The following is a 20313-nucleotide window of genomic DNA, read 5'->3' on the forward strand; positions in this document are numbered from 1 at the left end:
TGATCAGGATCGGCGCCCGGAACCAACGGAAACAGGGTTACCGCCCCCGCTTATTACTCGCTGGCATGGTGGTGTTATTTGGCTGGTTTTCCGGTGGCATTGACGGCATGGCGCAGGACGAAGCGGAGTCGTCCCTGGAATATACAGCGGAAGGCGCCGATACCTGCCTCGCCTGCCATGATGAAACCGGTGAATTTCCTGTTATGGACATTTTCAAGACTCCCCATGCGGTGCCGGGAGATACAAGGACGCCATTTGCACAGCATCAGTGCGAATCCTGCCATGGGCCAGGCGCTGACCACGCGAAAAGACTCCGTTTTAATCAGGAACGCCCCCCCATTCCTGCATTCGGAGACAACGCGCTCTGGTCGGAAGAAAAACAGAATGGAATCTGTCTCGACTGCCACCAGCGAGATCAGCGCATGCACTGGGATGGCGGGACCCATCAGCGACAGGGTGTGGCTTGCGCAGACTGCCATCAGGTACACGTCAGGGAAGACCCGGTAACCGTGGCCCAGCGCGAAGCCGAAGTCTGCTCTGACTGCCACAGAAATGTTCAGGTCCAGTCCCATCAGATGTCCTCACACCCTATGCGCTTCGGTGACATGGCATGCTCGGATTGCCATCAGCCCCATGGGTCACTCAATACGGCCATGCTGAAAGAACCCACACTCAATGACAGTTGCTACAGTTGTCACGCGGACAAGCGCGGGCCCTTTCTCTGGGAGCACGCCCCTGTAGCCGACGACTGCACCAACTGTCACAGGCCACATGGTTCCAACCACCCTGCACTGCTTAAACAGCGGCCTCCGCTGTTGTGTCAGAGTTGCCATTCCCGGATCGGCCACCCCAGTATTTCCCGCGGTCCCGACGACCTGCCGGGCGGACGAGCCTCGCCGTTCCTTCTTGGGGGGAGCTGCGCGAATTGCCATTCCAAGGTGCACGGCTCCAATCATCCTTCGGGAGCCAACCTGAGCCGTTAACACGCGGTGGGACAAAGGAGGTCAAAGCCATGCTGGCACTGAAATCACGATGGATCCTGCCTTTTGGGGTGGCACTGGCTGTCAGCCCTGCCTGTGTGATGGCTGAAACCGAAAATACAGCTGAAGAATGCGAAGCCTGTGCGTTTGACTGGGAACCACGAGGTTATGTTGAGGCTGGTCTCCTGTGGCTGGAGGAAGATGAGCCAGAGTTTACAGATTATCGGGGATTTGATCGGGACGGCCTTTTTCTCAACGGCGCCATAAGTGTGATCGATCGAAACGAGGATGGCAGCTACTGGTCCCTGGAGGGACACAATCTGGGTCTTGGATCCCGAAGCGCAGGGCTCCAGGCTGGCAAGCAGGGAACAGTGGATTACTTCCTTGACTACCAGGAGCTGAATCACGACTTGTACGACTCTACGAAAACCGTGTTTTCCGGAGTCGGCAGCGAGCGCCTGGAGCTCCCCGCCAACTGGGTGCGGGGGGATACCACAAAAGACCTGACAGGGCTTGATGCCGCTTTGCGGAATATCGATATCGAGCTGGAGCGGAAGACGCTGGCGACTGGCCTGCGTTTTTTTCAGGGAGAGAACTGGGATTACAACTTTCAGTACACTGCGGATGAGCGCGATGGCACCCGGCTCATGGGCGGGAGTTTCCTGTTGCGGTCCGCGATTTTACCGGAGCCGGTGGATGACATCACCCACCGATTCGACCTCTCGATCGGTTATCTGGCAAAGCTCTGGCAACTGCGTCTGGCCTATCACGGCTCGTTTTTTGACAACGACAACGAGTCCCTGACCTGGGACAACCCCTTTATCGTTCCTGGTGATGCCCCGAGAGGCAGATCAGCGGCAGCGCCGGACAATCAGTTCAATCGTCTGATGCTGTCCGGGGCTTTCCGCCCTACTGCATGGCTCAGTGGTTCGGGCCACATTGCCGTGGGCCGGCTTGAACAGGATGAATCCTTCATTCCTGCGACAATAAATCCGAACATAGGTCCTGTCGGGCTGCCGCGCGGGGATCTGGACGCGGAAGTGAATACGCTGAACGCCCGCCTGCGTGTGACCGGAAACGCTACCCGCCGGCTGACTCTCAAGGCTGAGGGGTTCTTTGATGACCGGGACAACGACACGCCTGTGGACAGTTATCGCCAGGTTGATACCGATCTTTTTGTGGCAGAGCTCCGGGAGAACCGTCCATACAGTTTTGAGAAAAGCGGTGGCGAACTCAGCGCCGGATATCAGCTGACAAGCAACACTGACATAAGCACGGGTTATGGAAGAGAGCGCGCCGAGTTTACTTTCCAGGAGGTGGATGCCACAGACACGGATCTGTATTTTGGTGAACTACACACCCGACCCTGGGAAAGAACCGAGTTCCGGCTGCGGCTGGGGTGGGAAGACCGGGACATCGATGGCGGCTACGACCCGCTTGCAGTATCGCCACCGGAAAATCCGCTCCTGCGAAAATTCAATCTTGCCGACCGCGATCGCCGCGAGATCAAAATCTCGGGCAACTACTACGCGACCGAGCAGATCAGCTTCGGAATAAACTCTGCATACGCCGAGGATGACTACCATAACTCCGAGATTGGCCTGACCGAAGCAGAGGACAGGATGGTCACGCTGGACGCCTCCTGGTCTCCCGACCAGAACCTCAACGCCTATGTTTATTTTACGCGCCAGAACATCGTGTCGGACATAGCTGGAAGTGAAAGCTTCGGGCGCCCGGACTGGTTTGCAGAGCATGACGACACCATCAACACATTCGGCGGTGGTGTTCAGGCCAGGGAGATAATTCCCCATCTGGAACTGGGCGCAGACCTGGCTTATACACGGTCAAGAGGAAATATAACCATCGACTCCCGGACGTCAGATGAGGATTTCCCCAACCTGGAGGCTGACAGGATCAGCAGCCGCATTTATGGGGAATATACGCTTTCAGACCAGTGGAGCTATCGTCTGGATTACTGGCTTGAACATTATGAGCAGGACGACTTTTTCATCGACGGCGTAGCGCCAGACACCACGGATAACGTTCTGACTGCCGGCCGGGAAAGCCCGGACTACGTCATCCATGCCGTGGGGTTATCCGCGAGGTACCGTTTCTGAGTACAGGCGGTGCCGGGCATTCGGCCTCAGGCGATAATCCCTGCGAGAAACAGAAGTGGCGTTCCCAGAACCACGACAACGTTCATACCCAGATAACGCTCAATGTTGGGTGCGTGAGCATGTACCCCCCACGCAACAGCCAGCATGAGCGGTAAACCCGACAGGGCGATCAGAGTACCCGCTGGCCACCATCCGAGCATCCAGCCCAGGATTATCCAGACATAGGCCAGTAAACCGGAGATCAGGTACAAGATGATGGTTGGCGCTACACCGTAGGCAATTGGAAATGTAACGCGATCGGCTTTGCGGTCAGCTTCCACGTCAGGGAGCTGGTTCAGCAACAGCAGATTGTTGACCAGGAGGAAGGGTATCAGTGACACCCCCAAGGCAATGGCATCCACCTGTCCCCGCAACACGAGGTGGGTTCCAATTACAAATAACACCCCAAAACCAAACCCAGGTGCAATCAGACACAACCAGGGGCGGCGATTGAGCCAACGGGTGTAGGTGTAGATGATGATTATTCCCAGGACTCCGAGAGGCACCAGTCCGTAACCGGCCTTCGGAATCAGCAGAAGCCCTGACACCACGGTCACCAGCAAGGCCCCCAGCCCGATCCGTTTTGCCCAGGGAGCGAGTTCGGGTCTGGCAGGGAGTGTTCCGCTCCCCCCGCTAAAGGCGGTGCGGCGGGTGTGAAAATCAAGCCCGCTCTGGAAGTCGTCGTGTTCATTCAAGGCATTCACTGCCACGTGGGCACTCAGGGCGCCAAGGAGCACCAGCAGCAAAGCGAGCGGCTGCACGGGAGCGCCAGCCAGATCAGCCGCCGCCCACCCGAGCGCCACACAGACAGGTGCCAGCAGAAGAAAAGGCGCACGGATGAGCCCAAACAGAGCATCCATGTCCATTCCCGGCCTTCCGGATACCGAAGGATTTCCGGCGATGCCCGACTTGCCCCCGCCCACCGTATTTTCTGAACCCCTCGGATCATCCATGTCGACCGCCCTGAACTGCTTTATGACTATTGGGCGGTGTAGCCGCCATCAATCACCAACTGGGCGCCCGTGACGAATTTGGATTCGTCCGAGGCCAGGAATACGGCGCCCCAGGCGATATCGTCCGGTTCACCAACATGGCCGAGCGGGTGTCGACTATCGAGTTCGCGCCGACCTTCCTCAACATCGCCCTGCTCACTGAGAAAGTTGTCCACCAGAGGCGTCCAGATAAAACCGGGATGGATGGAGTTGACCCGGATCTTGTCGGAAGCATAGAGCAGAGCATCTGTTTTCGTCATCAGACTGACGGCGCCCTTGGAGGCATGATAAGCCGGCAGGTCCGGCGCGCTTACCAGGCCATAAATCGAGGAAAGATTGATAATGCTGCCGCCGCCCGCCTTACGCATGGGCGCGATGGCGTGCTTGGTGCAAAAGAAAACGCCTTTGACATTGATAGCCTGAACTTTGTCCCATTCTTCTTCGGTGATTTCATGGGTTGGCTTGTTTGTGCCCGCAATTCCTGCGTTGTTCAACATGACATCCAGATGGCCGAATTCTTCGACCACGGCAGCAACGGTTTTCGCCACATCGTCCTCGACAGAAACGTCGCAGTGCCAGTACCGGGCCCGCCCCCCGTTGTCATTGATGCTTGCAGCAACCGCTTCACCCTCTTCCCTGTCGACATCGGTTACGGCGACTGCTGCGCCCTCTTCCGCCATCCGGATAGCGGCTGCCCGACCGATGCCAAAAGCCGCACCTGTAATCATTGCCACTTTGTTTTTCAAACGGTCCATGATGATCTCCTTATGCACATTCAGGATACGAATAATCAGAAAGTTAACCGCCGTCTTTTTCAGATTCTGTCATCTGAAAACCTGCGCCATCCATTCCACCGAATGAAACCAGATTGGCCAGCAATTAACAGATATTTCAAATGAACATTACACGTATCTGCGCCTGCTACCGCTGACATGAATCAATTAACATGGCGACTCCCGGAAATGGATCGCCACCGTCTTCAGTTTTCCAGAAGCAGGTTACAACGTTATGTCCGCTTTTTATCTTCAGCATGGCGCTTCAGATCGTTTTTCAGAGGTTCGAGGTCGTGGCCAGCGGACTCGGCGGCCTTCAGCAGATCTTCAATTGAGCAGGTCGGAGCCTGGGAATAGGCCCAGAGATGTGAAGCCCGCATGCCGGTGCGGCAGAAGCCTATGATTGGTGCAGGCGCTGATTCAAGCACCTCTGCGAAGGCGTCGATGTCGGCCTCGGAATATTCTCCCGGATTAACCGGTATCTCCCGCCATGTCATGCCCAGGGATTCCGCCTTCTCCTTGAGCGCCTCCATATCGGGCTGGTCGCTGGTTTCACCACGGGGCCGGTTGGAAATGATGGTGCGGTATCCTTCCTTGGCCAGGGTTTCGATATCCTCGTAACCCGGCTGCGCCGTGACGCTAAGCCGTTCGTCGAGTTGTTTAATTTCCATGTGAACCTCGTTTATCAAATAATCAGACGGTTATTCATCAGTGTTCGTACCTGCCGCCCTCGTGTAGATGAGTATTCAGGTCGCGCCGATCTCTATCTGCTTGCTAGAGCAAGTTTCTACGGGCCAGCACGTAATAAAGGAGCGGTACTACCAGAAGGGTCAGCAGAGTCGACATGGCCAGCCCGAAAATCAGTGAAATGGCCAGTCCGTTAAAGATTGGGTCATTCAGAATGAACCAGGCTCCCACCATCGCCGAGATCGCGGTGAGCGCAATGGGTTTGACGCGTACCGCGCCTGCCAGCATTACAGCCTCATCAAGGTCGACACCTTCGTCCAGCAACTGGCGGATAAACACGACCAGCAGGATGGAGTTTCTGACAATAATCCCTGCCAGAGCAATCATTCCAATCATGCTGGTGGCGGTGAATTCTTTACCCAGCAAGGCATGCCCTGGCATGATCCCGATCAGGGTAAGCGGGATGGGCGCCATTATGACCAGGGGCAGAAGATAGGAGCGGAATTGCGCCACAAGCAGAACGAAGATCATGAACACGCCTACGGAATAGGCCGTGCCCATGTCCCGGAAGGTTTCATAGGTGATCTGCCACTCGCCATCCCACTTGAGTGCGCCCAGTTCGGGCAGTTCAGGCTGGCTGATGAAGAATTGCCCGGGGCTGTTCTCCTGTTCTTCCAGCTGCTCCACCATCCGGAACATACCATAAAGGGGGGAATCCACGTCCCCGGCCATATCGGCTGTGACGTAGGTTACCGGCAACAGATCCTTGTGATAGCGGGCGCCCATCCATTCTGCTTCCCTGACCTCAGCGAAGCTGCTTATGGGCACCAGTTGGCCGCTGCGGCTGCGCACCGAGAGAGACAGCAGCCGTGATTTCTGGGCCTTGTCACCCTCCTCCAGGATAAGCCGGATCGGCACCGCGTACTTGGCATGTTCGTCATGGAGATAACTCACGCTGTGGCCGCCCAACAGGGTCGACAACGCAGACACAACCTGGGCCTGGGACACGCCGAGGCGGGCGGCGCGGTCGCGATCAACCTCCACTTCCCATCGGCGGGTCGGGGCCTCGAGTGTGGTATCAATATCCACCAGGCCCTGGATATCAGCCATTCCCCGTGCCAGACGCCTGGCAAGTTCCGCACGCCTGGCTTCATCGACCCCGTAGACTTCGGCAACCACCGGCGACAGTACCGGGGGCCCGGGGGGCACTTCGACAATCTTGACAGCGGCGCCATAACGCTCGCCTATTTCCTGGAGCGGCGGACGCAGGTCAAGTGCAATTTCGTGGGACTGGCGGGTGCGCTCTTCCTTGTCCGCCAGGTTTATCTGGATATCTCCGTGATAAGGCTCGGCACGCAGGTAATACTGCCTGACGAGCCCGTTGAAATTAATTGGCGAGGCAGTGCCTGCATAGCTCTGCCAGTGAGTGACCTCCTCAACTGTCTCGAGATGGCGGCCCATTTCCAGCAGTACCCGCTGGGTTTGTTCCATGGGCGTGTGCTCTGGCATGTCGACCACTACCTGGAGCTCGGACTTGTTATCAAAAGGCAACATTTTGAGAATCACCGCCATAAACACCGGCAACGAGGCCGCCACCAGGGTAAGCGCGATCACGCCACTGGCCAGAAAGCTGCGTCGCCAGAAATGCCCACCCAGGAAGGGACCCAGAACCATGCGGAAAACCCGCATTGCCCCGGCGCTTACACCCTCGGCGGAATTGGTGGCCTCTTCGGCCTCTTCGGCTGCCTCGCCCTTTTTATGCCGCAGAAGGCGCAGGGCAAGCCAGGGCGCAACAACAAACGCAACTATCTGGGAAAACACCATGCCGGCAGAGGCGTTGATCGGAATGGGCTGCATGTAGGGCCCCATGAGCCCCGTGACAAAAGCCATGGGAATCAGCGCGGCCATGATGGTCAGGCTGGCCATGATCGTTGGCGTGCCCACCTCATCTACAGCAAGAGGGATGATCTCCCTGAGGGGCCGGCGTGAGTTCTGGATACGGCGGTTAATGTTTTCCGTAATGACAATGCCATCGTCGACCAGAATGCCAATGGAAAAGATCAGGGCGAAGAGAGACACCCGGTTGAGGGTGAAGCCCCATGCCCAGGAAAACACCAGGGTCAGCAGCAGCGTGATGAGAACGGCAGAGCCTACAATCACCGCCTGGCGCCAGCCCATGGCGGCCAGCACCAGCAGAATGACAGCTACAGTTGCCGATATCAGATCGGAGATTAACTGGCTGGCCTTGTCTGAGGCTGTCTTCCCGTAATCCCGGGTAACGACAACTTCGACATTGGCTGGCAGAATCCGGTTCCGCAGAAGGTCGAGGCGGGATTCGATAGCGCGGGTGATATCCACCGCGTTTTCACCCGGTTTTTTGGCGATGGCCAGGGTGACGGCCGGATAAAGCTCCCCGGGCACGCCGCTCTGACCCTCCGCAGCAGGCCCAAACCCCATCATGACACTCTGGTCTGCCACTGTTCCACCACGGCTGACCTCGGCGACATCCTCAAGGAAAACCGCTGCACCGTTTTGCATGCCAACCACCAGCCGACGCACGGTTTCCACGGATTCAAGGAGAGTACCCGCCTGCACCGGTATCGACAGTCCATCCTGGGTGATGCGGGCTTCCTGACTGCTGGCATTCGCCGACCGAAGGGCATGGCTGAGGTCGTCGATTGAAAGCTTGAATCCATCAAGCAGAGCGGTATCTATTCGCACATCAACCCGGTCCGGAATTCCACCCACGGTGAAGATATCGCGGGTACCGGAGACGCGTTTCAGCTCAACTTCCAGCATGTGGGCAAGACGGGTAAGGTCTTCCCCTGCGTGTCGATTTTCCGGGTCGTAGAGAGTCAGGGTCATGATGGGCACATCATCTATGCCCTTGGGCTTGATCAGCGGCTGGGTAGCACCCAGATTCTCCGGCAGCCAGTCCTGGTTCGAGTAAACCTTGTTGTAAAGCCGGACCAGAGCCTCCTGGCGGGGAATGCCCACTTCATATTGAACCGTGATCACCGCCTGACCCTGGCGGGATACGGAATACACGTGCTCAATGCCCTTGATTTCGCTCATCACCTGTTCAGCAGGGGTGGCGATCAGGCTTTCAACCTCGCTCACGCTGGCGCCAGGCAATGCAACAAAGATATCCGCCATGGTGACGTCTATCTGTGGTTCTTCTTCCTTCGGGGTAATAATGATGACCAGAATGCCAAGCATCACGCCCAGCAACGCAAGCAGAGGTGTCAGCTTTGAGTCCTGGAATACACGCGCAATGGCACCGGAAGGGCCGACTGAATTGCCGTCTCCGCTCACTGGCCGGCCTCCGGGGACGCAGTATTCTGCCCCTGATTGAGCCTGACGCCTTCCCCACCCTGAAACTCGTCGGGATTGGTTACGACCCGCTCGCCTTCGTCCAGGCCGGCCAGTATTTCGATCTGGCCATCCCGGCTGATGCCCGCCCGGATCTGCCGCAACCGGGGTCTGCCCTCCTGGTCCAGCACATATACCGCGCGAAGCTCACTGCGGCGAATCAGGCTGCTGGCCGGTATCCAGAGTGCCTGCCTCTGGGCTACAGGCGCCTCAACCTTCACCAGCATTCCCGGGTACAGGCTCGCTTCGGGTTCCTCCAGAGCGAGTCGAAGGCGAAACGTATGGGTCTGCTCATCGGCATAGGGATAAAAGGTCATCTCACCGGTTCTTAGCACCCGCCCATCATTCAGAGTGACCCGCGTACGGCGTTTGGTCCTGACGCTGTCAACGTACCTCTGAGGTAACTCCACCACCACCCGCAGTTGCTCAAGAGAGACTCCGCTAAGCAGCGGCTGGCCCGGACTCACCGACTCCCCCACTTCGACGTGTCGTTCAGTCAGGATGCCGCTGTATGGTGCAACCACCGTCGTGTAGTCGAGCTGTTTTTGCGCTTCCGATACCGCAGCGCGGGCGCGTTCAAGACGGGCCTCTGCAGCAGCCAGATTGTTCTGCGCCTGATCGAACTCCTGCTGTGATACATAACCCTTTTCATGTACCTCTTCGATTCGCTGAAACTGCTGCCGCGCATCGCGGCGCATGGCCTTCGCTTCCTCAAGGTTTCCCTCAGCCTGATTCAGCCTTGCCTGTTGCTCGCTGTCTTCCAGTTTTACAATCAGCTCACCGGCCTCTACAGAATCATCCACATCAAAAGGAAGACGCAGCACGGTACCACTGGTCTGAGCAGAGACGGTGCTGCCCTGCACTGATTCGATTACACCATCAAGCTGTACACTTTCGGTTAACGTCTCACGACGGACAGGCTCTGATGTGATTTCTGCGCGAGCCACAACGGGCATGGCGAGAGTGATCAGGAGAACCAGCGTGCCGGCAATATGAAGCATATTAGAGGTCTCAGTTCAGCGAAATATTAGCCCTGGGGGCTGTGCACCATGCGTTGACAGTATTCCTGCAGGTGTTCAGGTAAATCGGGGGGACACACCCCGCATTGACGATTGCCCGGAACTGCGTAATCGATGAATTTCGGATAGTCCAGATTCAGATTGCGCATGATCTCCCGGAACTCCTCGAGGGTCTTGCCCTGGCCCAGACGCGGGTTCCGATTTTTCTCCTGGGCAATTGTCGACACCCGCCGGTCGTGGTAATCGTGTGCGGGGTAGACGAGGTAATCCTCTGGCAGAGCAAAAAGCTTTTCGTTGACGGTGCGGTACAGCTCATCCGTGTCACCGTTCTGAAAGTCGGTACGGCCACAACCATCGATCAGCAGTGCATCGCCCGAGAACACCCGGTCCTGGAAAATATAGGCAAAATGCCCATCGGTGTGGCCAGGGGTATGAAGCGGCGTGAAATTGAGACTCCCCACCTGAAAGAGTTTTCCTTCCTCAATACCTACGTCGGTGCAGGGAAGTCCTTCCATGGCTGGTGCCGCAATCTTACTCCCGACTTTCTGTTTGAGTTGCAGTGCGGAGGTGATGTGGTCCGCGTGGATATGCGTGTCCAGGGTGTAGGCCAGCATTAACCCGTGCTTTCGCACTTCGTCCAGATCCCGCTGCACGGCGTTAATCACCGGATCGACCAGGACCGCCAGGCCGGTTTCTTCGCAGCCAAGCAGATAGGTATAGGTGCTGGAAATGGGTTCGTATAGCTGCCTGAAAATCATCCCTTGTCCTCCCCGTGATTAACACATCGTAAAAGCTGCCCAGGCGCAGTGCGAGAGCTCCGGCCATACCGGACTTTCATCAGGCCTGAAACCGGCTAGTCATTATACTGTAAAATGATATGTCGTATTGTATAATGTTCCGTCTAGTTACGCGAGGACGAACCGTGCCAGATACCACCGAACTGAACGTTGAGAGGATGCGGGCCTCAGCGGGCAAGGCAACCGAAGTGCTGCGGCTGCTGGGCAACCCGGACCGCCTGCTCCTGCTTTGCCAGCTCACCCAGGAAGAACTGTGCGTGAGCGAGATGGAAGAACGATTGCAGATTCGTCAGCCCACCCTGTCCCAGCAACTGGGGGTTCTGCGCCGGGAAAATCTCGTCGCCACGCGGCGTGAGGGCAAAAACATCTATTACCGGATTACCGATGCCAGGGTGCTGGAAATCCTGCAGACCCTCTATCGACTCTATTGTGACCAGGAATAAGAAAACAAGCTGACCGCAGAGCGGGCCAGGAACCTGTTCACTGTTACACATTTCTATCCGTCGTGGCTCCTGTGTGTTAACTGGGTCATGGGACCTTTGTTCGATTACTGATACTTTCAGTAATCATTTGATGCAAGGATTTAACCATGGGCCGCACCCGATTCGCCTGGAAGCGTGACAGCATTGCCGCTGCCATTATCTTTTCACTGTCAGCCACCGCTCAGGCCGCGCCGGCTAACGTTATTTTCGCTGCTGAAAATGCCCTTCATGGGGCGGGTTATGATGTAGGTCAGGCGGATGGCTGGCTTGACAACGACCTTCGTCTCGCAATCAGGCGCTACCAGTCGGGAACAGACGGAATCTCCAACACTGGCAACCTGGATGGCGACACTCTGTCCGCGCTTGGCATAGCCAGCACGGGAGAAGTTATCAGCGACAACGCCCTGCCGAACCGGAAGGCGGCCCTCGCCGCGCTGGATCTCAGACCCGCAGCGCCGGCCCCCAGAGCCAGCCGGCAGGTTGTGAAGACAGCGCCGCCCGAGCCGAAGCCTGAACCAGAGCAGGAGATCAGGAAAGCACCCGAACCGGAACCAGGTCCTGTAAAGGTTGAAGTTGCATCAGCTCCGGCAGAAGCCCGGCAGCTCACCGAGCCGACTCCCGAGCCCCGGGAAAGTGCATCAGCTGCCGCCCGCCAGGAAACCGAGGCACCCGTTACCAGTTCCCCGGAGCCAGCGGTTGCCGGGGAGCCGGTCGAAACACCTGCTGTCCGGACGCAGCAAGCCCTTGAGTCCGCCCCTCAAACCGACACAGCAACTGCGCCAGCCCCCCAGGTGGAAGTTACTGCGTTTGAACAGGAACCGTCCGCGGCACCGGATAGTAATTCAGGCAACGCGCCCTCTTCCGATGTCCTTGCTGCAGCTGATACTACTGCCAGCTCTGATGCTTCAGAAGAGTACGTCGCGGAGGTCGAAACGGCGGCGGTCGTTAATACCGCCGAACAGCCAGCCGAGGCACAGAAAAACGGAGGCGGCTTTTTCGGCAATATGTTCAGCCTTCTGTTTGGCTGGATGATCTGAGAAACCATGGTGGCGCTTCGATATGATCGTCCGCTGAAACGCCCGGCGGAAACAGCCAAACCAGAAGGGACCTGGTTCGCCTGTCTCAGTTAATGAGGAATGCCGGCCAGCCGGCCGGTAAATTGGGCTTCCTGGGCTGTTACTTCTGCCAGCATATGCTCGCGAAACGCAACAATACGCCTGGTGTGTCTCAGGTCCGGGTGATAAAGCAGCCAGAGACCAAGTTCGAGTTCCGTCTCAGGCGGACGGAAGCGTTCAAGAGCGGAATTCACATCGCCCATGAAACAGGGCAGATAGGCAAGCCCCAGCCCCTGCTCAAGGGCAGCGACGGTGAGCAGTGTGTCATCCACAAAAAAGCCGTGATCGTGGTCCGGGCATACCCGGTTGGTCCAGGCGTGATGAAAACCGCAACAGTCAACACCAAGCCACTGGGGCTGGCCACTTGATGCTCTCAGTTTCCGGACATAATCCCTTTCCCCGTAAACGGTTGATGCAACCGTCGTCAGCCGCACCCCTACCAGGGTTTCCACTGGCGCATTGGTCAGGCGTATCGCAATGTCGGCCTGGCGATCAGCAAGGCTGACGTACTTATTGGATACCTCTATGTGGAGCTTGATGTCGGGAAAAGCTCTGCTGAAGCTGGCGAACATCGGCATCAGCACGCTGGACGCCATGTTATTGATCGCTGCCACATGGAGCTCACCTGCAAGTTTGGTGTCCTGCTGGCCCATGGCGCTTTCGAAATCCAGAAATTCCATTTCCATGCGCATGGCCGAGCGTTTCAGTTCGTCTCCGGCCGGGGTCAGGGCATAGCCGGATGTCTTTCTTTCGAGCAGTCGGGTGCCCAGCCTCTTCTCAAGCACCAGTAAACGACGGGACACAGTTGAATGCTGAACGCCCAGACGTTTCGCGCCACCGCTAATGGAGCCCTCCCGGGCAACGGCAAGAAAGATCCGCAAATCATCCCACTGCATGACGGCCTCTCAGGCTGTGCATTTTTGCAAGTCACATGTCGATTTATCGGGAATTGAGTCAACAGTAGCCTCCGCTTAATCTACAGACAAGCAAATACTGCTTATAAGGGGAACCATCATGGAACAGATTCAGGCACAGACTCAGACCCCGACAGCCTTCGACCCCATCGTCTTCAAAGAAACCACCCGCCTGCAGTGGGACAACGCCGCAGCAGCCTGGGATAACTGGGGATTTCTGCTGGCCCGGTGGCTCGGCCCCGCCACGGAACTGATGCTGGACATGACCGGGGTCGGAAAAGGCAGCCGGGTGCTGGATGTGGCTGCCGGTGCCGGCGAACAGACCCTGGCTACCGCCCGTCGGGTGGGGATCAGCGGTCATGTTCTTGCCACCGACCTGTCCCAGCGGATTCTCGCTCTTGCAGCGATCAATGCAGCCCGCGCCGGCTACACCAATGTTGAAACCCGCGTGGCGGATGGAGAAATGCTCGATGACCTTGAGGCGGAGCCATTCGACGCCGTTATATCCCGGGTTGGGCTGATTTACTTTCCTGATCAGAACAGAGCCCTGGAGAGCATGCGTGCTCGTCTGAGACCCGGCGGTCGAGTTGGCGCCATGGTGTATGCCAGCGCAGCGGCCAATCCTTTCTTCTCGTTACCGGTAAGCATTATTCGTCGAAGGGCTGCGCTACCGCCTCCCCTGCCGGGTCAGCCAGGTCCCTTCAGCCTGGGCGACCCGGACGTGCTTTCCCAACGGCTGGAAGATGCCGGCTTCCATGATGTGGAGGTCACGCGGGTCAAGGCGCCATTACGACTTGAATCGGCGCTGGAGTGCATGCAGTTCGAACAGGAATCCTTCGGTGCCCTGCACCAGATGCTGGGCGGGCTCTCCGCCACGGAACAGGATGACGCCTGGGCTGAAATCCAGGAGGCCCTCGGTCAGTTCGAAAAGGACGGCCAGTTTGAAGGGCCCTGCGAAATGCTGGTGGCAGCGGGCACCCGCTAAGTGAGCGGCGGGCCCGCTCGGGGCCCCTTTTCGATCTACTGGGAGAAGTATCATGACCAGAATAGCCATTGTGCAGGAGCCCCCTGTTTTTCTGGAGCGGGAAAAGACCATTGAGAAAGCGGCCAACTGGGTCCGAAAGGCTGCCGTCGACGGCGCTGAGCTGGTGGTCTTTTCGGAAGCATTCATTCCCGGCTATCCCGCCTGGATATGGCGCCTGAAGCCGGGCGGGGACTGGGGCCTGTCGGAGCAGTTACATGCGCGGCTGGTTGCCAATGCGGTGCAGTTGGAAACTGATCAGTTGCGGCCCCTGCAGGAAGCAGCCAGGGAAATGGGGGTTACAGTCGTTTGTGGTGTTAATGAACGGGACAGCGAAACCAGCCGTGCAACCCTCTATAACACGGTTCTGACCATTGGGCCGGAAGGCACTCTGCTTAACCGGCACCGAAAACTCATGCCCACAAACCCTGAACGAATGGTGTGGGGGTTTGGCGATGCCAGCGGCCTGAAAGCGGTGGACACGCCACTGGGAAGAGTCGGCTCACTGGTGTGCTGGGAAAACTTCATGCCTCTCGCCCGCTATGCGCTTTTTGCCCAGGGCGTGGAAATCTACATAGCCCCGACCTACGACAGCGGCGACAAGTGGATTCGAAGCCTCCAGCATATCGCCCGCGAAGGCGGCTGCTGGGTGGTGGGTGCAGGCAATATCCTGAGGATCAGTGATCTTCCGCCGGATTTCCCGGATATTGAAAGGCTTTATCCTGATCCCGAGGAATGGATTAACCAGGGCGACTCTGTGGTGATATCGCCGGCGGGCGAGATCGTCGCAGGTCCTCTGCGTCAGGAAGTCGGTGTTGTCTGGGCCGATATGGAACTTGCCGAGGCAGTCGCCGCCAAACGCAGCCTGGACATCGTCGGCCACTATGCGCGCCCGGACATATTCACTTTACAGATCAATGCCAGCCCTCAACGGCCAGTTGAATTCATCGAGACAGGGAGGAGTGCATCATGAACACTGAACGGTCCTATAACGGAAGCTGTTTTTGCGGAGCGGTTGGGTTCACCGTCACGGGGAATCCGGAGGCCATGGGGTACTGCCATTGCGAGTCCTGCCGCCACTGGTCTGCAGGGCCGGTGAATGCATTCACCCTCTGGAAGCCCGATGCCGTAACTGTAACAACCGGTTCAGAGCACATTGGCACGTACAACAAGACGCCCGGGAGTTCCCGTAAATGGTGCACAAAGTGTGGTGGCCATCTGATGACGGACCACCCCACCATGGGTCTGACTGACGTCTACGCGGCAGTGATTCCTGATTTCAGACACCAGCCTTCAGTCCATGTGCACTACCAGGAATCGGTACTCCCTATACACGACGGGGTTCTGAAACTGAAGGACACACCGGCCGAAATGGGAGGAACAGGTATTCATATGGCCGAGTAGCCTCGTGAATCAAAATAACGCCTTGACCTTGGCCCGGCTCCGCCCGATACGCTGATGATAGTGTTCCTTCTGTATGGAGTTTAGCCGGATGTTAATCACCCGAGATTTTGATCAACCTTAACCTTAGTGCATTTCCAATAACGCTGACCGACGACAGCGACATGGCAGCGGCTGCAAAAATGGGCGACAGCAGAATTCCGGCGAAGGGATAAAGCACGCCTGCCGCAATCGGTACACCCGCTGAATTATAGACAAAGGCAAAGAACAGGTTCTGGCGTATATTCCGCATGGTTGCCAGAGACAGTTTTCTGGCTTCGACGATACCCATCAGGTCGCCCCGCAGAAGCGTAATGCCCGCACTCTCGATCGCCACGTCGGTGCCTGTACCCATGGCAATGCCCACATCGGCAGTGGCCAGTGCCGGCGCATCGTTGACACCGTCCCCGGCCATGGCAACAATCCGCCCCTCTTTTTGCAGACGCTCGACGATTCTGCCTTTGTCTTCCGGCAGTATTTCGGCCTCCACCTCATCAATACCGAGCTTCCGGGCGACGGCTTCGGCCGATGTGCGGTTGTCACCGGTCAGCATTACCACGCGGATTCCCTCTTTTTGCAGAGCTGAAATGGCGCCCTGGGTCGTCTCCTTGACCGGATCGGCAATCGCGAGCAAGCCGCAGACTTTGCCGTCCACTGCGGCAAAAATCACGGTAGCACCATCTTTTCGGAGCTTGTCGGCCTCCTCCTCAAAGTCAGAGGTATCGACATTTTCGGATTCCATCAGAAGACGATTGCCTACCAGCACCTGCTGGCCATCAATTTCACCAGTCACCCCTTTGCCGTTGGGCGAGTCGAATCCCTGAGCATCCGGCAGCTTCAGGTCCATGGCTTTGGCTTTATCAAGAATGGCCTGGGCCAGTGGATGCTCGCTGCCTTTCTCCAGGCCACCGACAAAACGCATCAACTCTTCCTCACTGAATCCTTCAGCTGGCACGAGTCTGGTTACCTGGGGTTTGCCTTCGGTCAGGGTACCGGTTTTGTCTATCACAACCGTGTCGACCTTTTCCATGCGCTCCAGGGCTTCCGCGTCACGGATCAGGACGCCGCTCTGGGCGCCTCTTCCTACACCAACCATGATCGACATGGGAGTTGCCAGACCAAGAGCACAGGGGCAGGCAATGATCAGCACACTGACGGCTGCGATCAGTCCGAACGCCATCGGCGGCGTTGGTCCGACAATGGACCAGACAACGAAGGAAATGGCAGCGATAACGATAACCACTGGCACAAACCAGCTGGCCACCTTGTCCGCCAGACCCTGAATCGGCGCTCGGCTGCGCTGGGCACTGGCCACCATCTGTACGATCTGGGAAAGCATGGTGTCACGGCCGACCTTGTCCGCCCGCATGATAAAGCTGCCCTGCTGATTGATGCTGCCACCGATTACCTGTTCGCCCTTTTCCTTCCGGACCGCGAGAGGCTCACCCGTTACCATGGACTCGTCCACATTGGAGCTGCCCTCCAGGACTTCACCATCCAGCGGCACTTTGTCACCTGGGCGGACCCTCAGGCGATCGCCCACCGTGACCTGGTCGAGGGAGACATCGGATTCATTGCCCTCCTCGTCCAGTTTTCGTGCGGTAGCTGGCGCCAGATCCAGCAGAGCTTTTATTGCACCAGAGGTCTTTTCCCGGGCGCGCAACTCCAGCACCTGGCCAAGAAGCACCAGCACCACGATGACGGCGGCGGCCTCGAAATACACCGGGACCGAGCCATCGGCCTGCCGGAAGGCGTCCGGAAATATCTGCGGAGCCACTGTAGCCACCAGGCTGTAAATCAGCGCCACACCGGTACCAATAGCAATCAGCGTAAACATGTTCAGGTTGCGGCTGACTACGGATTTCCAGCCTCGGACGAAGAATGGCCAGCCACACCAGAGCACCACAGGGGTGGCGAAGAACAGCTGAATCCAGTTGGAAACCTGGGGCGGGATAACCTGATCAAGACCGATAAGATGGCCGCCCATTTCGAGCACTACAACTGGCAGCGCCAGCACAAAACCGATCCAGAATCGCCGGGTCATGTCCGTGAGCTCCCCGGAAGGTCCTTCTTCGAGGCTGACCTGCTCCGGCTCCAGAGCCATGCCGCAGATTGGACAGTCACCAGGACCTTCCTGGCGGATTTCCGGATGCATTGGGCAGGTGTACATGGCGCCCGGGGCTACCGGCTCTTCGCGCTTCTCATCATCATCGAGGTACTGTTCCGGATCCTCGTCGAAACGAGACTTACAGCGTGAGGAGCAAAAGTACCAGGTCTTACCTTCATGCTGGCTGCGATGCTCCGCCTCATGGGGATCTACCGACATTCCGCAGACCGGATCTTTGACTTCGTGTTCCCCCTGATGATCCTCGGAGTCATGATCGTGATGATGAGTGTGCTTGTGTTCAGTCATTATAGCTCCCTGCCTGTTCGTTTATTCCGGACCGGCCTGCAGTCCTGTTTACGCGGTTTGCTGAAACAACCGCAGAGAACGACAAACCAGTCCCCAACTTCCAATGAACTGAGATTCAGTCCCTTAACCTTTACCATCCTTTTGTCTCCGGCGCTGAGCCAAAAGCAGCTTTACCAGAATTGGCACCAGCGTGACGCTGCTGATGAGAATCAGTGCGAAAGTGATAAGCCCCGACTCGGTTGTCATGATCACGCCGCCAAACGTTGTGATCAGATACGCCGTTGGAATAATTCCGGCGAGGGTTGCAACCACAAACCGCCAGAAGGCGAGCGGGGTCAGACCCGCTCCATAGCTGACCGCATCGAAGGAAATAAAGGGCACCAGTCGCGATGCAAAAATCACCAGCATCAATGCGCCCTGGGAGCGATCCCTGCCAAGCCAGTCCAATACAGGCCGCACCCGTTTCCAGCGATGTATAACATCATATCCAAGGGAACGGGCAATGGCGAAGGCTATAAGGGCGCCTGCCTCAGCGCCAATAACAACGGTCACCGTACCCCAGAAAGACCCATAAGCCGCCCCGGCAACCATGGCGATAGGGGCACTTGGAACAGGGCTCAGCACGATCGCTATAATCATCAGGGCGATGATGCCCAGGGGTCCCCAATGGCCCAGCTGCTCGATCCATGCCCGCAGAGCCTCCTTGTTCGTCACTGTGGCCAGCACGCCGGTGTCCTGAAAAAGCCAGTAGACCCCCGTCAGTGCCACGATCAGGAGCAGGGCCCAGATAAATTTTGCTTTCGCATCAAACCTGATTGCCATACCTGCAAGACGCTCCGATGTCTCCAAGCCGCGCTCTGGACAACTCTTACTTTGTAACGTGGCGTTCATAATTGTTGTCCGCGTGCTTCTGGGCTCCTTCTTCAGCCCTGTTACCAGCGAACAGATACCTGGCGAGCGCACCAACCCCAAGTACCAGCGCAACAATGAGCAAAAGGGATATCAGACCCATTCCGACCATTCCAAACGTGCATGCTTCACCTGTCATCATTGTCAATCTCCTGGTTCTGTTCTCTGGTTTTAAATGTGAGCTTGTCGGGTTTCTGTTCGCGAATATGAACAACCGCCCTATGCTTTCTCAGCGATTGCTTCGACGATTGGACAGCCCTCCATCAATCCCTCCCCGGAACATTCCTCCAGTGTCCTGGACACCACGACTTCAATCCGGGACAGATTCCGTATCTGTTCCCGGATTTTTTCCAGCTTCTCTTTCGCAATACGCTTCGCCTCGGCCCGATCACCGTTTGCATCCTGAAGCATCAGGAGTTCGCGGATCTCATCAAGGGTGAAACCCCATTGCTTGGCATGCACGATAAACTGCAGCCTGGCAATTGCATCCTCGGGGTAACGGCGGTAATTTGCCTGGGTTCTCTCGGGGTCGGGCATGAGATTTTCCCGCTCGTAAAAGCGGATTGCCTGACTGGCGACGCCACTTCTGGCAGAAAGCTCGCCGATATTGAACGTTTTCATTAACTCACCTCAAACCGATTATCAACTGACTCCAACCATAACCTTGAAGTTAACTTTAAGGTCAAGGGTTTTTCATTGATTGCAAGATACGACAAGGTGTTTCAGACTCATCTGAGGAGCCTTTCATAGGGTTTTGAGGCTAGCTCATCAAGCGAAAATCGGAGAAACAGCGATGAAGGTTTTTGAGACGCTGACCATTTTGACAGTGGGACTTTTCCTTCCCCTCTTGGCCCTTGCTGACGGCCCCGGTCGCATGGGAGAAGGCATGATGGATGGCTACATGATGCCGGGCATGGGAATCATGGGGATATTCATGATGATTATCTGGCTTCTGCTCATCGCCCTGCTGGTGCTTGCGATTCTGGCACTGATCAAGTATCTGCGGGACAAGTAATGAGCCGGACCAGCCTCCACCGGCGCACTGTTCTGCGGGCCATGGCGGGCACAGGTTTTCTTCGCCCTGTCGCCGGGGTTTCTTCTTACCGGCTGCGATGGTGCAGCAAGAGCGAGGGAGTGGTGCAGGCCTGAGCACGAGGGTCCGATACGTCACTTATTCCCTCTCCGGGGGATATTGGGCAAAGGGTCTTAATCCGCATCATCCAGTAGACGCTGCTGTGGGAAT

Annotated in this window: 20 protein-coding genes; 9 read left to right on the forward strand and 11 right to left on the reverse strand. The window is 57.1% G+C overall.

Features of this window, described 5'->3' with window-relative positions; all coding sequences use genetic code 11:
- The first annotated feature begins 203 nt into the window (after positions 1-203).
- Together LG327_RS14090 and LG327_RS14095 are read left to right on the forward strand one after the other, a co-directional pair.
- Positions 204-983: a DmsE family decaheme c-type cytochrome gene (locus LG327_RS14090; protein ID WP_404369435.1), complete on the forward strand. Its 780-nt coding sequence runs from the start codon at positions 204-206 to the stop codon at positions 981-983.
- 29 nt (positions 984-1012) lie between these two features.
- Positions 1013-3097, forward strand: coding sequence for an MtrB/PioB family decaheme-associated outer membrane protein (locus LG327_RS14095; RefSeq protein ID WP_404362794.1), 2085 nt, complete (start codon positions 1013-1015; stop codon positions 3095-3097).
- Between the two features lie 26 nt (positions 3098-3123).
- On the opposite strand, the gene LG327_RS14100 is transcribed toward LG327_RS14095, so the two are convergent.
- The 6 genes from LG327_RS14100 to LG327_RS14125 all read right to left on the reverse strand — a co-directional run bounded on the left by LG327_RS14100 (position 3124) and on the right by LG327_RS14125 (position 10737).
- Positions 3124-4089 (reverse strand): prenyltransferase, encoded by a 966-nt coding sequence (locus tag LG327_RS14100; RefSeq protein WP_404362796.1) that lies wholly within the window; start codon positions 4087-4089, stop codon positions 3124-3126.
- Positions 4090-4115: 26 nt separating this feature from the next.
- On the reverse strand, positions 4116-4883 hold the full coding sequence (locus LG327_RS14105; RefSeq protein WP_404362798.1) for an SDR family NAD(P)-dependent oxidoreductase: 768 nt from the start codon (positions 4881-4883) through the stop codon (positions 4116-4118).
- Positions 4884-5134: 251 nt separating this feature from the next.
- Positions 5135-5572, reverse strand: coding sequence for a TIGR01244 family sulfur transferase (locus LG327_RS14110; protein ID WP_404362800.1), 438 nt, complete (start codon positions 5570-5572; stop codon positions 5135-5137).
- 103 nt (positions 5573-5675) lie between these two features.
- Positions 5676-8903 (reverse strand): efflux RND transporter permease subunit, encoded by a 3228-nt coding sequence (locus tag LG327_RS14115; protein WP_404362802.1) that lies wholly within the window; start codon positions 8901-8903, stop codon positions 5676-5678.
- Positions 8900-9961, reverse strand: coding sequence for an efflux RND transporter periplasmic adaptor subunit (locus LG327_RS14120; protein WP_404362803.1), 1062 nt, complete (start codon positions 9959-9961; stop codon positions 8900-8902). The genes LG327_RS14115 and LG327_RS14120 overlap by 4 nt, the downstream gene beginning before the upstream one ends.
- Positions 9962-9987: 26 nt before the next feature.
- Complete coding sequence (locus LG327_RS14125; protein ID WP_404362805.1) at positions 9988-10737, reverse strand: MBL fold metallo-hydrolase; 750 nt, start codon at positions 10735-10737, stop codon at positions 9988-9990.
- Positions 10738-10934: 197 nt separating this feature from the next.
- On the opposite strand from LG327_RS14125, the gene LG327_RS14130 reads away from it, so the two are divergent.
- A complete protein-coding gene (locus tag LG327_RS14130) occupies positions 10935-11219 on the forward strand; it encodes an ArsR/SmtB family transcription factor (protein WP_404369437.1) in 285 nt (94 codons plus the stop codon).
- A gap of 146 nt (positions 11220-11365) precedes the next feature.
- Positions 11366-12295, forward strand: a complete 930-nt coding sequence (locus LG327_RS14135) for a peptidoglycan-binding protein (protein WP_404362807.1) — start codon at positions 11366-11368, stop codon at positions 12293-12295.
- An 89-nt stretch (positions 12296-12384) separates the two neighbouring features.
- On the opposite strand, the gene LG327_RS14140 is transcribed toward LG327_RS14135, so the two are convergent.
- Entirely contained in the window at positions 12385-13269 is an 885-nt protein-coding gene (locus LG327_RS14140) for a LysR family transcriptional regulator (RefSeq protein ID WP_404362809.1), read from the reverse strand.
- Between the two features lie 118 nt (positions 13270-13387).
- On the opposite strand from LG327_RS14140, the gene LG327_RS14145 reads away from it, so the two are divergent.
- Genes LG327_RS14145 through LG327_RS14155 form a run of 3 tightly spaced genes read left to right on the forward strand, consistent with a single transcriptional unit; the run spans position 13388 to position 15712 of the window.
- The gene (locus LG327_RS14145) at positions 13388-14272 is read left to right on the forward strand and encodes a class I SAM-dependent methyltransferase (protein WP_404362812.1); all 885 of its coding nucleotides are present in this window, start codon (positions 13388-13390) and stop codon (positions 14270-14272) included.
- A gap of 52 nt (positions 14273-14324) precedes the next feature.
- On the forward strand, positions 14325-15281 hold the full coding sequence (locus LG327_RS14150; protein WP_404362814.1) for a carbon-nitrogen hydrolase family protein: 957 nt from the start codon (positions 14325-14327) through the stop codon (positions 15279-15281).
- Complete coding sequence (locus tag LG327_RS14155) at positions 15278-15712, forward strand: GFA family protein (RefSeq protein WP_404362816.1); 435 nt, start codon at positions 15278-15280, stop codon at positions 15710-15712. Before LG327_RS14150 ends, LG327_RS14155 begins: the two co-directional genes overlap by 4 nt.
- A gap of 91 nt (positions 15713-15803) precedes the next feature.
- On the opposite strand, the gene LG327_RS14160 is transcribed toward LG327_RS14155, so the two are convergent.
- From LG327_RS14160 to LG327_RS14175, 4 genes are all read right to left on the reverse strand, one after another.
- A complete protein-coding gene (locus LG327_RS14160) occupies positions 15804-18161 on the reverse strand; it encodes a heavy metal translocating P-type ATPase (RefSeq protein ID WP_404362817.1) in 2358 nt (785 codons plus the stop codon).
- Positions 18162-18284: 123 nt separating this feature from the next.
- Positions 18285-18983: a TVP38/TMEM64 family protein gene (locus tag LG327_RS14165; protein WP_404362819.1), complete on the reverse strand. Its 699-nt coding sequence runs from the start codon at positions 18981-18983 to the stop codon at positions 18285-18287.
- A gap of 46 nt (positions 18984-19029) precedes the next feature.
- The gene (locus LG327_RS14170) at positions 19030-19212 is read right to left on the reverse strand and encodes a hypothetical protein (protein WP_404362821.1); all 183 of its coding nucleotides are present in this window, start codon (positions 19210-19212) and stop codon (positions 19030-19032) included.
- 77 nt (positions 19213-19289) lie between these two features.
- A complete protein-coding gene (locus LG327_RS14175) occupies positions 19290-19691 on the reverse strand; it encodes a MerR family transcriptional regulator (RefSeq protein WP_404362823.1) in 402 nt (133 codons plus the stop codon).
- A gap of 172 nt (positions 19692-19863) precedes the next feature.
- Between LG327_RS14175 and LG327_RS14180 the strand changes: the two genes are divergently transcribed.
- Together LG327_RS14180 and LG327_RS14185 are read left to right on the forward strand one after the other, a co-directional pair.
- Positions 19864-20085 (forward strand): hypothetical protein, encoded by a 222-nt coding sequence (locus LG327_RS14180; protein WP_404362825.1) that lies wholly within the window; start codon positions 19864-19866, stop codon positions 20083-20085.
- The gene (locus LG327_RS14185) at positions 20085-20219 is read left to right on the forward strand and encodes a hypothetical protein (RefSeq protein WP_404362827.1); all 135 of its coding nucleotides are present in this window, start codon (positions 20085-20087) and stop codon (positions 20217-20219) included. Before LG327_RS14180 ends, LG327_RS14185 begins: the two co-directional genes overlap by 1 nt.
- Positions 20220-20313: the final 94 nt, after the last annotated feature.

It is taken from the genome of Marinobacter sp. (assembly GCF_044799475.1).
Classification (GTDB): domain Bacteria; phylum Pseudomonadota; class Gammaproteobacteria; order Pseudomonadales; family Oleiphilaceae; genus Marinobacter.

Bases quoted from the DNA above. Each gene is read 5' to 3' on its own strand.
- LG327_RS14125 (WP_404362805.1), bottom strand. From the start codon at position 10,737: ATGATTTTCAGGCAGCTATACGAACCCATTTCCAGCACCTATACCTAT.
- LG327_RS14095 (WP_404362794.1), top strand. From the start codon at position 1,013: ATGCTGGCACTGAAATCACGATGGATCCTGCCTTTTGGGGTGGCACTG.
- LG327_RS14140 (WP_404362809.1), bottom strand. From the start codon at position 13,269: ATGCAGTGGGATGATTTGCGGATCTTTCTTGCCGTTGCCCGGGAGGGC.
- LG327_RS14135 (WP_404362807.1), top strand. From the start codon at position 11,366: ATGGGCCGCACCCGATTCGCCTGGAAGCGTGACAGCATTGCCGCTGCC.
- LG327_RS14105 (WP_404362798.1), bottom strand. From the start codon at position 4,883: ATGGACCGTTTGAAAAACAAAGTGGCAATGATTACAGGTGCGGCTTTT.
- LG327_RS14120 (WP_404362803.1), bottom strand. From the start codon at position 9,961: ATGCTTCATATTGCCGGCACGCTGGTTCTCCTGATCACTCTCGCCATG.
- LG327_RS14165 (WP_404362819.1), bottom strand. From the start codon at position 18,983: ATGGCAATCAGGTTTGATGCGAAAGCAAAATTTATCTGGGCCCTGCTC.
- LG327_RS14185 (WP_404362827.1), top strand. From the start codon at position 20,085: ATGAGCCGGACCAGCCTCCACCGGCGCACTGTTCTGCGGGCCATGGCG.
- LG327_RS14130 (WP_404369437.1), top strand. From the start codon at position 10,935: ATGCGGGCCTCAGCGGGCAAGGCAACCGAAGTGCTGCGGCTGCTGGGC.
- LG327_RS14175 (WP_404362823.1), bottom strand. From the start codon at position 19,691: ATGAAAACGTTCAATATCGGCGAGCTTTCTGCCAGAAGTGGCGTCGCC.
- LG327_RS14100 (WP_404362796.1), bottom strand. From the start codon at position 4,089: ATGGATGATCCGAGGGGTTCAGAAAATACGGTGGGCGGGGGCAAGTCG.
- LG327_RS14180 (WP_404362825.1), top strand. From the start codon at position 19,864: ATGAAGGTTTTTGAGACGCTGACCATTTTGACAGTGGGACTTTTCCTT.
- LG327_RS14090 (WP_404369435.1), top strand. From the start codon at position 204: ATGGACATTTTCAAGACTCCCCATGCGGTGCCGGGAGATACAAGGACG.
- LG327_RS14170 (WP_404362821.1), bottom strand. From the start codon at position 19,212: ATGATGACAGGTGAAGCATGCACGTTTGGAATGGTCGGAATGGGTCTG.
- LG327_RS14110 (WP_404362800.1), bottom strand. From the start codon at position 5,572: ATGGAAATTAAACAACTCGACGAACGGCTTAGCGTCACGGCGCAGCCG.
- LG327_RS14145 (WP_404362812.1), top strand. From the start codon at position 13,388: ATGGAACAGATTCAGGCACAGACTCAGACCCCGACAGCCTTCGACCCC.
- LG327_RS14150 (WP_404362814.1), top strand. From the start codon at position 14,325: ATGACCAGAATAGCCATTGTGCAGGAGCCCCCTGTTTTTCTGGAGCGG.
- LG327_RS14160 (WP_404362817.1), bottom strand. From the start codon at position 18,161: ATGACTGAACACAAGCACACTCATCATCACGATCATGACTCCGAGGAT.
- LG327_RS14155 (WP_404362816.1), top strand. From the start codon at position 15,278: ATGAACACTGAACGGTCCTATAACGGAAGCTGTTTTTGCGGAGCGGTT.